Here is an 11,840-nt window from a genome sequence, read left to right as displayed (position 1 = left end):
CATCACACATATTCCGCGGGATCAGCCCGTGTGCCGCCCTTGAGCAGCAGGAGCCCGAGGCTCGGATCGGAAAGATAAGAGAGTTTGCCGCCGGCTGAGGCGGCCAAGTGCGGACACAAGGGTGGGCGTGCCTTGTGTCGGCCCTGACATTCCACCGCTTGACCGAACTTCCAATCCGATGCGGCGGCGAAGTAGGGCTGGCCCCCAAATCCGACGGTAAGGCGATCCGTGTTGTGCGTTTCACCCGAAATCTGCTCAACGACAGAGTGAAAACGGGTCTGCCAGCGCAATTATGCCTCCAGCCGGGCTCCCCAGAGTTGCCATCCCCTGTCGGCTCCTGCTCAGCCGTGGAGCGGTATTCCCGCCTTGCTGCCATTGGGGAAGCTCGCAACAGTCTTGGGTTCGTCGCCGAGGCTCCGGACGGCATAGCCAGCAAATAGAATGTTACAGATACCTGGTCACGACAGCGGCAGACGGTTTAATGAGCGGGTTGAGGCAAAGGAATGAGAGAATGACCAAGTTCAAGAAGTCTTCGGAGCTTGGGGCTGGTGCAATGTCGTGGCAGGTTTGGCTCGCATAGCTGGCACAGTACAGCAGGGGCATGGAGCACACACTGTGCAGGATTGTGCGAAGTGCAACGAAGTGTCGGACATCGGACGTAGCAGTTCCGGCGGAGCCCGTTGTAATTAGAGGGGTTCTCATTTGGCACGACTGATGCAGTGTGATCCGCAACAAGACGGCATTGAGATCGCACCAGGAAAGTCGAATGGGCGCAATGGTTCCCTCCTAGCGTGATCAAGAGTTTGAAGCCATCCTAAGCATCGCAGCCAAGATCTCGGCATCGTCCACATTCGACGCGATCAGACCACCGGGTGATGGCACAGCAGCTTACGCAGGCCGGTGCCGGAGCCTCGGAATAGAACTGGAGACGCCATGACGGGAGAGAGCGAACCATTCGAGGACGAAACACCGACTATCGGGCGCCAGCGTTTGAAGCCCGAGTGGCCTGGTCAGGAGAGGGAACAACATTCACGCGCGTCCGGCCCTGAGATGATGCGAAGCCAGTGTTTTTCTCCTTGGAATTCTTGTGCGTGGCGCCGGGGTGCGATTTGGGGATCGTCGCGAAACCAAGCAGTCACGCGACCTTGAACGTGCCATCCGACCTCGGGAGGGTGATTTTTTTCGCGGACCGATCGCCTCCGTCGGGCAGAGGTCGGGAAGCTCCCTCGGCGGACTTCGGGCGGATGTTCCTCCCACTCCATTGCGGCGGTGACCAAAGCCATGCCGCGCAAAGCCTGCAGAGCATGAACGACCGGGGCCAACGACCAGTCGCTCAACATCATCTCGATGTGCTTTGTCAGCCGATCCCGGCGGTCTGTTGCCGCCTCGATCATGGCGATGTGATCCTCGAGCACAATGTGATGGGCCGGTTGCGCGAAGAAGGCCGGCCAGCCAACGACGGTGCATCTGCGTCCAGGCCGGACGGCCATAATGGCAGCCGTGGCGCAACAGAAATCCGCTGAGTTGCTGGCGCGCCTGCCGCAGACTGCACACCGCAGCCAGGCGTGCCCGCACCAGGTCGCGCATCGCCTCATGGGCAGGATCGGGGATCCAGACGGCGCTGAGCTCACCAGCGCGATGAAGCCTTGCCAGATTGTTCGCATCTCGGCGGTCTGTCTTGAAGCGATCGCCCGGCTTTCGCGGGATCAGGGAGGGCGAAACGACCACACCGTCATGGCCAGCCTCGGAAAGCTGCCGCTGAATGCCGTAGCCGCAAGGTCCTGCTTCGTAGCAAAACTTCAGCGTTCGCCCGGCTGCGAAAGCTTCGTCAGCATGCGGGCCAAGGCCGTGGGCGTGTTTTCGATCTGGCCAAAACGCGCGCACGTCACCGCGCTTACCGCCATCGGCAAACGCCACCGCATCGTTTCTCTGTGAACATCCAATCCGACATATGTGATAGTCTCGTCCATGGCCCGTCTCCTATGCATGAGGCTCTACGAGAGGGATCGCTCTCGCAACCCTCGATACCTGCATACTGTGAGACGGGTCACCTAGCCCCAAGCGAACATTTAGGCTCGTCGGCGTGAAGTCCGGCCGCAAAAGAAACGCTGGTCACACTCATCCATCCGCACCCCGCAGGAATGCCACAAAACCCTGTTACGAGTGATTGCCAATCATCACGCGTGGCGGCATTCCGCCCAAAAGGAGATCATGTCCAATATCGATGGCGGTATTTACGATTCACTCGGGATACTGGCCGTATTTGCCCTCGTCGCCGCCAATGGTTTCTTTGTAGCGGCCGAATTTTCACTTGTGGCGGTTCGCCGCAGCCGCGTGATCGAACTGGTCAATGCCGGCAGGCTCAATGCAAACGCCTTGAAGCGCGCCGTCGACAATCTCGACGCCAACCTCGCGGCCACCCAACTCGGCATCACAATATCCTCGCTCGCGCTCGGGTGGGTCGGCGAACCCGCGCTCGGCCATCTAATCGAGCCGCTGCTGAACGCATTGCCGGGATCGCTGGCGACATTCGGTTCGCACGCCATCGCGGTCGTCATTTCCTTCATTATCATCACCGCGCTGCATATCGTGCTGGGTGAACTGGCGCCCAAGAGCCTGGCGCTCCAGCGCAGCGAGGGGACCGCGCTCCGGGCGGTGCGCCCGCTCGGACTGTTCCTGTTCCTGTTGCGCCCAGCAATCATCGGCCTCAACCGTCTCGGTAACCTCGTGCTGCACCTCTGTGGGCTGCGGCCGGGAACGGGCGAGGAACCGCTGCATTCGCCCGAGGAACTTAAACTGCTCGTCGCCGCCAGCCAGGAGGCCGGGATGCTGCAGCAGGCGCAGCAGGATCTGGTCGAGCGCGTCTTCAACATAGGCGACCGCCGCATCGCCAACATCATGACGCCGCGACGCGACGTCGACTGGATCGACGCCGATGACAGCCTCGAGGAGATGCTCCGCGCTGTCCGCGACTGCCGCCACGACCAGCTCCTGGTCGGGCGCGGCGGCATCGACGAGCCGCTGGGCATGGTCCTGAAGAAGGATCTTCTCGACCAGGTGCTCCACGGTAACGCTTTAAATCCGATGGCCGTCATCGGCGAACCGGTAATCGTGCATGAGGGAACGCCGATCTTCCGCGTGCTCGACCAGTTCAAGAGAGCGCCGGTGCGACTCGCCATCGTCCTCGACGAATATGGCAGCCTGGAAGGGATCGTCACCCAGACCGATCTGCTCGAAGCCATCGCCGGCGACCTGCCGGACATGGAAGGCGAGGCCCCCGACATCGTCGAGCGTGACGACGGCTCGCTGCTGATCGACGGCATGATGCTGGCGCACGACGCCTTCGCACGGCTCGGGTTTCGGCCGGGATCTGCGGAGGGCGATTTCCACACCATCGCAGGCTTCGCCTTGTTCCAACTCGGACATCTTCCCGAAGCCCGCGAACATTTTACCTACGAGGGCTGGCGCTTCGAAATCCTCGAGATGGACGGGAGGCGCATCGACAAGCTGCTCGTGCGCCGCGAAGCCGCTACATCCACTGCTGCAGCCATTTGAGGCCGAAGACGCCGGGCGCCAGTATGCCCAGCCCAGATGATCGCTGACGTTGGCCATCTGGAAGGTCAGCGCGGGCATCTCGCAGATGCCTGCGACCAGCGGCATCGAAGCGCGCAACGGGCCCGAGAAGCGGCCGACCAACGCCCGCCCCAGCTTGCGGTTACCCCAGCCACCACAATGCCGCGATCACCACCGCGATGGCCGCTACCGTCAGTCCCAGCATGATGTAGGAGCCCTTGATGATGTCGCCGATGATCTTCTTGATCATTTCGCGGTCGTTCAGGTTTGGGAAGGGTTCGCTCGGCTGCGCCACGTCGAGGAAATGGCAGAGCGGGCCCCAGCCTTCGCTGACCTTGAACACCAGCAGTTTTTCCGGCGGCACGGCCGCCTTCACCTCGTCGACATAGGCGTTGTAGCGGGCTACCGCCTTGTCGCGGTCGCCCATGACGCCGGCCAGTGTGCGCCCCCAGATGAGCTTTCGCGACATGTCGCCGAACTTGCGGCCGAACGGGGTGAGCCATTCCAGGATCTTGAACTGCCACAGGTTCTCGGTGAAGTAGATCGTGTCGATCGTGCTTTCGTACCATGCCTCGGCGCCGCGTGGGTGCAATGTCAGCAGCACCTTGGCGTCGGGGTAGGCCACCATCAGTTCGCGCCACACGCAGCAGCCGGGATTGTCGACCGTGGCCGTGTAATTGGCGAACACCTTTCCCCAGTCCTGCTGTGAACCGGGCGGGCTGTTGGCCACCTTGCGCCAGAAATCGAGATGGCCTGTGTTGGCCTTGTTCATGATCACTTCCTGCATGTGGTAGCAGGGCAGGCCAAGTTTGTTCAGCGCGGCAAAGGTCGACCATGTGCCGGTGCGGCCGAAACCGGCCCCGATCAATTTGAGCGTCATTCCCCATCCCCCACCCCGGTCCGTGAGCACATTCTCATCCTCGAAAATGGCTCTTGCAGCTCTTCTGAACCGGATGGGAAAGCAACGTGAATATGACATCACGGTCGATTCCATTTGTTCGAAGGCAGATAGCGATTTTGGGCCTACACTCGCTAAGCATGAACTGTCCTCACTCAGACAATAGAATCCTCGGGATTGCGGTTATGCAGGCGAATATTGCCACTCATTACCCACGAGCCTTGCTCCGAAAACGAATACCGGGGCAGCTCTTGCTAGCGGAGCAAGCTTCAAAATTTGTGCCAACTGCACAGCGGAACGCGAACGCAATTTCTTAGACAAATTCAGAGGGCTAAGGCACCACGGTAGTGTCGGCGAACGCCCACATCTCGCGGTGTCGCGGACTAGCTAACAAAGCCGACAAGAGTATTGGTGGCCGCCTTTGTCGGAGTGCCGAGTACGAGCCCTTCGCGACTACGGCGGATTCCTGCCCGCTGCTTTGCTTTTGCTTTCCATCAACCGTGCCGATCTCCGGCTCTCTGAATTGAAGGCGCGATGCGGCCTTGACGCGGCCCGAATCGCGTTCCTGGACTCTGACCTCCAGCCGGGTCCGGTAACGTCTATGTTCGAGACCCGACACACCGACGCGCCGGTATTCCACCCCGCGCGTCTTGAAAGATCTGGTCCTCTCCTTTTGCTCCGACCACCTCTGCGATGGCACGACGATTGCACGGCGCACAGCGAGGCTCGCCGCGTGTGGGCGGGGTGTTCGCGTGGATTAAACAAAGGATGCAGGCGAAGGAACATGACAGTGGGCAAACATCGGGGACGGGAATAGCTGAGGCGGGGTTGCTTCGCATGCAAACCAACCGGTTCGAACAGGATCGTCCGGAGTTCGACAAACCGCGAGCAGGTCGAAAGCGGAATGGACATTGCAAGAGAGCGGCCATGGGACGCTGCAGTGCGCGACGGCGATAAGGGACTGATCTTTGCGCTAGGACGGTTCATGCCACCTGATCCGCAAGGTCAGTGACTTGTGACTCTGGGGCTGAGGACTGCTTCGCTGGAGGCCAAAGCTGGCTCATTTTGAACAGGACAACTACGACGCCAACCATCAACATCCGGATGAAGGAACCGCCATGTACATCGCCATGAACCGCTTCAAGGTCCAGAACGGCTCGGAAGCAGCTTTCCAAGCCGTCTGGAAAAACCGCGATTCCAGCCTTGCCGAGATGAAGGGATTCCGAGAATTCCATTTGCTGCGCGGCCCGGTCAACGAGACCGAAGGTTACACGCTGTTTGCCTCGCACACAGTGTGGGCAACCCACGACGATTTCGTCGCCTGGACCAGATCGGAGAATTTCCTCGCCGCCCACAGGAACCTCGACACGACGAAAGTCCACTATCTCGGCCACCCGCAGTTCGAGGGCTTCTCCGTCCTCGAGGCCGCGTAAGTACCGACTTGGTCTCTGCAGCGGCGACCAGGCTGGCATTGCCGCCCGGCCGTCGATCGCGCCGCGCGCTTGCGTACCTGCCTCGGCATTTGCCGCCTTGGCCGCGTATATATCAGCCGATGCTAAAGCGCGCCGATCCATGTGGGTGACCAGGAAAGCCGCGGACACGCGCGCATTGGCATTGTTCCATGTGGCTGCATCAAATCGCTCGACCGGTCCCTGAACCGCAAGCCAAGGACAGTGCTGGCCGACGTCGTGCGGGTGACCGTGGCGGAGCGAATGGCCTTTTGTCGATCGACCTCTATCGGCCGGAGACCGAACGCCTGCTACCGAAAATGACGCGCGGGCCAAAGGCCAGACTGAGCTACGACCCGCCCAGGCATCACAGTGCACGCTGCTAAGCAGATTCCATCAATTTGACCAACAAACAGCATCTTTTATTCGGTGCTCACCGTGATTCTCGGGGTGGTGCATGGCGGGCAAATCTCCGGTGACGGCAGGTAAGGAAGAGCGCGAGGCGCTGCGGAGGTTGGCCCGATCACGCGACCGCGGCGAGGCGGACGCGCTCGGATCGAAGCCGTCACCAACCGAAAGATGGCTGACTTTTTTCACGAATTTGATCACAAACGCATCATGAATGCTCGCCTGCACATAAAGCCGGTTCGCGGAAACACAGGTCTGACCTGCATTGCGGAACTTCGCGTGGATCGCACCATCCACTACCGCATCGACGTCCGCATCGTCGAAGACGATGAAAGGCGCGTTGCCACCGAGCTCGAGGCTGACTTTCTTGATCTGGTCCGAACACTGGCGCATGAGCAGCCGGCCGACCTCGGTCGAGCCTGTAAAACTGATCTTACGGACCTTAGCATTGGAGCAGAGTTCACGGCCAATCATATCGCCTTCGGAAGCGAAGATCCGGTTGACGACGCCTTCGGGAAAGCCAGCCTCGTGGGCGAGAGCAAACATTGCACCCGCAACAAGCGGGGTCTGCTCAGCGGGCTTGAGCACGATTGTGCAGCCCGCGGCCAAGGTCGGCGAGATCTTGCGTGCCACCATGGAGGCCGGAAAATTCCATGGCGTGATCGTGCCAACAACGCCGATTGGCTGCTTGATCACAAGCATGCGGCGGTCTGTCGATGGCGCCGCGATCGTCTCGCCGTAGATACGATTGGCCTCCTCGGCATACCATTGCAGGTACGCGGCCGCATGCGAAACCTCGGATTTTGCCTCGGCAAGTGGCTTGCCCATCTCGGCGGTAAGAATTGTAGCGAGGTCGTCTGAGTGGTCAACGATCAGCTGGTGCCAGCGCCACAGTATGTCGCTGCGCTCCCGCGCGGTCAACACAGCCCATGCAGGCTGCGCCTCATAGGCCTTGTCGATCGCGGCTCGCGTTTGCTCGACGCCCATGTCGGGAAGCTCGGCCAGCAATTCGCCGGTCGATGGATTGAAAACCCTAAATGAACGCTCGCTAGCCGGCCTACAATCGACGGCATATGGTCGATCGCGCCGAACAGGTCCGGGGCTTTCAGGTGGCGGTCATCGGTAGGCATAGAGGCAATATCGGCTTCCTCAACGCGACGAAGGTGTCGATCAGCAGGCTGCCGAGTCTATCCCGCACGGCGCGCCTTTCACATAGAGCCTCGGATGGACGGCGGGTAGACCCACCGTCACTCTAAGCCGGAAGAAAAGCTGTCACTCCGGCAAAGGAGGCGCGTCACAACAGCGAGTCCTAAAGAAAAAGACGCCTGTGAACTCCGCGTGGCAGCAGGCCATGAGCGGTCTGCCGTTGTCGGTAATTGGGGTTGACAAGTTGTCATGATAGGCGACGGTTTTGACGATGCGGCGATCCATCGGCAACAGCACGGCTCATCTGCCGCATCATGTCACCGAACACCTGGCCTGTGACAACCCACGGACGTTATCCGCAGCCAATTACGACCAGGTGGACTGTGGTCGACAGAGGGAGCTTTACGCCATCAAGGACATTTGACACAAACGCGTCGCCCGATAGAGGTAATCGGGCGTAAGCCTTCGCCATGCCAGCCGAGACCATAATGAGCAGATACAGAGACCATCGCAAACCACGCCGGGATCGAGATGAGGACACGTCCGATTCTTTTTCCGAACGGGCTTCCGAGCCTATCTATTTTCAACGGTCGCCACCTGTAATCGTGGACCCTGTGAACGCCGAGGTGAAGTGGTTCGACGCGACCAAGGGATTTGGCTTCGTCAAACTCTCAGACGGCAGGGATGCTTATTTGCACAGCAGAGTACTAGAGGTAGCCGGAAATCGCAGTGTTTCTGAGGGAGCGCGTCTCAAGGTCACCCTCGAAGTGCGGCCAAAGGGTCCTCAGGTGTCCCAGGTGCTGGAGATTGGCGAGGCCGCGAAAATTTCGCCAGATGTCCGTGGTTCTGAACGATCCGCCTCTCCAGCGGGTAGATTGATCGAGAGCGCGGGCACAGTCAAGTGGTACAATCCCGAAAGGGGCTTCGGCTTCATAGCTCCTGAAGATGGCGGGAAGGATGTCTTCGTTCATGCCACGGCGTTGGTCCGCTCTGGCCTCAGCGGGCTGGTAGAGGGGCAAAAGGTGCTTGTCGAATGCCGGCCGGGCAAGAAGGGGCTGGAAGTCCAGAGCATCCGCATCGCCTAGAGCCAGCACGCGGGCCATCGGGGGAAACCCATACGCGAAAGGCCCGCTGCCGGGAGGGCCGATATCGAAAACAGCGCGGGAGGAGGTGCGCTGCGTTCAGAGCCGGCATCGCATCTGGGAGGAGTAGATGGCCGACAGCGGAACCGTACACCCGTCGAGGGATATATTGCAATGCACAAAAAATTGTCTGCATCAGCGAAGGTCTAAGGGGCCCCTCGATGGAGCGGCTATAACTATGACGGTTGGTTTCATCGACAAAACGCAAAAGGAGAGGGGCGGCATCGCTGCCGCCCTTCCGAGATTGACGAGGTGTGCGTCCCTAGAAGACATGATCGCCATGAGCATCGTCGACCCGGTCAAGGTAACTCCGACCAAGCTGCTGGCATCAACATCATGCGTCGCGCGCTGCAGGCTCCGGCCCGCCAGATCGCGGCCAACGCCGGTGCGGAAGCCTCGATCGTTGCCGGCAAGATTCGTTCGCACGGCTCTCCAGGACGCGGCCTCGGTCGCCGGCCTGCTGGTCACCACCGAAGCCATGATCGCGGAGGCTCCGAAGAAGAGGTCGGCTGGCGGCCGCATGCCGACCGGCATGCCCGGCGGCGGCATGGGCGGCATGGGTTTTAGCACTCACCGAGAACGAGTGCTAAAAGCCGTTCACAATGCGATCGACAAAGGCGGCGTCGATCCTGGCGTGTTGCGGTTCTCGTATCCGATGACCGCCTCGGCGAAGGCGCGGTGGATATCCAGTCCGATGATGCGCATGCCCGTTCCTCCTTCTTGGCTGGGTCAAAGACGGGAGCTGGCGGGCAACACGACATCGACTGATCCACGCTCGCAGCGCATCCGGGAAAGTCGCGAGGGGCGGCCATGTAACGAGCTCGGGCTCTCAGCCCACGGTCTATTGACGGCCTGCCTGCACCTTCGTGCTCCCGGTGCCCCACGTCCCGGATGGGCTCACCATAAGGCCGTTCCAAAACAAGAACAGCAGGACGAAAAGGCACCACAGATCACATACCGGATAACGGCCAGGTCGAAAGAATGAACCGGACCATCAAGGACGCCACGGTCAAGCGCTTCCATTGCGAAAGCCATGAGCAACTGCGTCGGCATCTTGCCGACTTCGTCGCGGCCTACAACTTTGGCCGCAGACTTAAGACCCTCAAAGGCCTCACTCACGAAATAGTGGCTGCCGCGATCGGTGTAGAGGCTCGACGGCAGAGCATGGCCGCAAAACGTCTCCATCAGGCCTTGGCAGCTCGAGGCCGTGCCCTCCTCCTCGACCAGGAAGGCCGAATAGATCGTGCTCGTCGCATCGTCCATCGTTACGATCAGGTCCAGCTCCGGCTCATCCGCCAGCCAAGCGTGCCGGCTGCCGTCCTGATGCAGCATCATGCCCTTGTAGGGCTTGCGCGGTCGCTTGCGGCGGTGCGCGCCACGCCGTCTGGCCCGCTCCACCAGACCGGCTGCGTGCAACTGCGCCTTGGTGAAGGTATACCCCAGCCGAAATTGTGATCGGGAACCAGGTGTTCGTGAAAATGCTTCGCGTTCCAGCTACGGTACCGCTCCCGGTAAAGCCTGACTCCACCATCTCCCCCGACACGCGCCGCCCCGAAACCTTGCCCAGACGACGATCGACAAGCCCGGCTCCACCAGCCTCCTCGTAGCGGTCGCGGTAACGCCGGAACTGCCGTTCAGACATCCCAAGCAACTCACCAGCTCAAGCATCGACAAATCGCCGCAATCCCGGCGGCTCAACACATCCCGAAACTTCTGCATTCTCCGGTCCTGTAGCCATGCTGCCCGTTTCATCCCCAGCCTCCATTCGCTGGAAATCAAACTGGATAACTCACGTGCTACCTAACCCGGACAACTCACGTGCTTACGACACGCCCACCATTGAACCTTGCCTTCCCGTTCAACGCAATCTATGTTCTGTTCAACGCAGGAGATTCCTATGGGTGTCCAAACACATACTGGTGCGGAAAGCGAAGCAAAGATCGCCTTGACTCGCAATAAGCTCGTACTCGAGCAAGCGAAAGCCGTCGGTCTTCTTGGCAATGCAAAGAATACCCGCCTGTCGGGGCGAGTGCCCTCGGAGTTGATCGAGGCGGCCAAGAAGCGCGCCCATGTCACCTCCGACACTGAGCTGCTGGAATTGGCGCTTTCTCGGCTGGCCCTCGAAGATGACTTTGGTGTCCGTCTGGTCGGCCGCAAGGGCAGCATCCCGATGGATATCGATCTTGGGATTTGATCTCTCTGAAACCCTCCGATCACTAAAGCCCCAGAAGCACGTCGGGACGCTCGAGCGCAGGCCCGATGAAGGTCTCCTATGGGCTGCTGACGAACCCCCAATTGGGGGGCCGCTGTTTCTTGATACCAGCGTCTATCTGGATGTGTTGCAGGGGCGCTCACCGGTGGAGGTCGATACGCTGCTTAAGTATCGCCTATGCCACCATTCTGCAGTCTGTCTGTCTGAGCTGACCCATGCCTTCGGCCGCCTGGACCCCAAGCATGCCTCCACAAGAGCGGTCCTCGAAACGATCGAGGCCACGGTAGAGGACATTTCGGACCACCGACTTCATGCGCCGGAGGCAGCGATCTGGGGACAGGCAGGTGTGTTGGCCGGCCTGCTCTTCCGGCTGAGCAATGTGCCAAAGGGGGAGGGTCACGAGCGCCGCTTCGTCAATGACGCCCTCGTTTTCCTGCAGGCGCGGCAGCTCGGCGCGAGCGTGCTGACCGGCAACGTTCGGGACTTTGATTTCCTATCCCAGATCATTCCGACTGGGCGGATCGTTCTCTATCGAGCTCCGCCTGGTCGGCGATCATGAACGCCGAGTGGCCCGTCTGTCGCCATTCTGCCGGACTGGAACAGTTGGTGCGGGCGCCGGCCACAGATATAAACCACCTGCAGCACATCCAGTTGTTCCTGCGCTTTGTGAAGACGTGTCAAGCTCAATACCCCTACATTGGATCTGGCTCTTCGCTAGGATTTTCGCTTGCCTCGGCACTACAGCAGCTTGGCCTGGCTGTCTTGCCCTGTTCGATCGCTTCGATGCGATGCTGCGCGAGGCCGGCTACATCGCCATGTCGGGCCAGATCGTGGATTCCAGCCTTATCGCCGCGCCGAAGCAGAGGAACACGAAGGAAGAGAAGGACGACATCAAGGCCGGCCGGATCCCGCAAGATTGGCAGGACAAGCCGGCGGAACTACGCCAGAAAGATCGCGACGCGCGCTCACATGGGCGTCGAAGTGTCAAGGTTATCAGTCACAGCGCATAGGGC

Annotated in this window: 9 protein-coding genes and 4 pseudogenes; 8 read left to right on the top strand and 5 right to left on the bottom strand. The window is 60.3% G+C overall.

Translation table 11 applies throughout. The features are described from left to right. Positions 1-2 precede the first annotated feature (2 nt). Together ACWGTI_RS27725 and ACWGTI_RS27720 are read right to left on the bottom strand one after the other, a co-directional pair. A complete protein-coding gene (locus tag ACWGTI_RS27725; RefSeq protein ID WP_454590057.1) occupies positions 3-290 on the bottom strand; it encodes a hypothetical protein in 288 nt (95 codons plus the stop codon). Positions 291-1,262: 972 nt separating this feature from the next. Continuing rightward, positions 1,263-1,970 (bottom strand): annotated as a pseudogene (locus ACWGTI_RS27720) (IS110 family transposase); the annotation flags it as partial. A 241-nt stretch (positions 1,971-2,211) separates the two neighbouring features. Between ACWGTI_RS27720 and ACWGTI_RS27715 the strand changes: the two are divergent. Beyond that, positions 2,212-3,555, top strand: coding sequence for a hemolysin family protein (locus tag ACWGTI_RS27715; RefSeq protein ID WP_454578438.1), 1,344 nt, complete (start codon positions 2,212-2,214; stop codon positions 3,553-3,555). 160 nt (positions 3,556-3,715) lie between these two features. Here ACWGTI_RS27715 and ACWGTI_RS27710 read toward each other — a convergent pair whose 3' ends face one another. Beyond that, positions 3,716-4,453 (bottom strand): sulfotransferase family protein, encoded by a 738-nt coding sequence (locus tag ACWGTI_RS27710; RefSeq protein WP_454578437.1) that lies wholly within the window; start codon positions 4,451-4,453, stop codon positions 3,716-3,718. A gap of 1,136 nt (positions 4,454-5,589) precedes the next feature. On the opposite strand from ACWGTI_RS27710, the gene ACWGTI_RS27705 reads away from it, so the two are divergent. Next, positions 5,590-5,904, top strand: a complete 315-nt coding sequence (locus ACWGTI_RS27705) for an antibiotic biosynthesis monooxygenase family protein (protein WP_454578882.1) — start codon at positions 5,590-5,592, stop codon at positions 5,902-5,904. Positions 5,905-6,453: 549 nt separating this feature from the next. On the opposite strand, the pseudogene ACWGTI_RS27700 reads toward ACWGTI_RS27705, so the two are convergent. Further along, positions 6,454-7,465: pseudogene (locus tag ACWGTI_RS27700) on the bottom strand (aldehyde dehydrogenase family protein); the annotation flags it as partial. Between the two features lie 496 nt (positions 7,466-7,961). Here ACWGTI_RS27700 and ACWGTI_RS27695 point away from each other — a divergent pair. From ACWGTI_RS27695 to ACWGTI_RS27685, 3 genes and pseudogenes are all read left to right on the top strand, one after another. Next, positions 7,962-8,558, top strand: coding sequence for a cold-shock protein (locus tag ACWGTI_RS27695; protein ID WP_454590056.1), 597 nt, complete (start codon positions 7,962-7,964; stop codon positions 8,556-8,558). A 363-nt stretch (positions 8,559-8,921) separates the two neighbouring features. After that, positions 8,922-9,177: pseudogene (gene groEL / locus ACWGTI_RS27690) on the top strand (chaperonin GroEL); the annotation flags it as partial. A 401-nt stretch (positions 9,178-9,578) separates the two neighbouring features. Next, positions 9,579-9,731, top strand: a pseudogene (locus ACWGTI_RS27685) (integrase core domain-containing protein); the annotation flags it as partial. A gap of 172 nt (positions 9,732-9,903) precedes the next feature. Here ACWGTI_RS27685 and ACWGTI_RS27680 read toward each other — a convergent pair. After that, complete coding sequence (locus ACWGTI_RS27680) at positions 9,904-10,257, bottom strand: hypothetical protein (protein WP_454590055.1); 354 nt, start codon at positions 10,255-10,257, stop codon at positions 9,904-9,906. A gap of 255 nt (positions 10,258-10,512) precedes the next feature. Here ACWGTI_RS27680 and ACWGTI_RS27675 point away from each other — a divergent pair, with 255 nt between their 5' ends. The 3 genes from ACWGTI_RS27675 (at position 10,513) to ACWGTI_RS27665 (ending at position 11,837) form a co-directional block, all read left to right on the top strand. Then, entirely contained in the window at positions 10,513-10,809 is a 297-nt protein-coding gene (locus ACWGTI_RS27675) for a hypothetical protein (RefSeq protein WP_454578858.1), read from the top strand. Continuing rightward, the gene (locus ACWGTI_RS27670) at positions 10,799-11,386 is read left to right on the top strand and encodes a type II toxin-antitoxin system VapC family toxin (RefSeq protein WP_454578859.1); all 588 of its coding nucleotides are present in this window, start codon (positions 10,799-10,801) and stop codon (positions 11,384-11,386) included. The genes ACWGTI_RS27675 and ACWGTI_RS27670 overlap by 11 nt, the downstream gene beginning before the upstream one ends. A gap of 229 nt (positions 11,387-11,615) precedes the next feature. After that, positions 11,616-11,837 carry a hypothetical protein gene (locus ACWGTI_RS27665; RefSeq protein WP_454590054.1) on the top strand — a complete coding sequence of 74 codons (222 nt, stop codon included), beginning with the start codon at positions 11,616-11,618 and terminating at the stop codon, positions 11,835-11,837. Positions 11,838-11,840: the final 3 nt, after the last annotated feature.

The organism is Mesorhizobium sp. ArgA1 (assembly GCF_053714375.1).
This window is presented reverse-complemented; position numbering and strand designations above follow the sequence as displayed.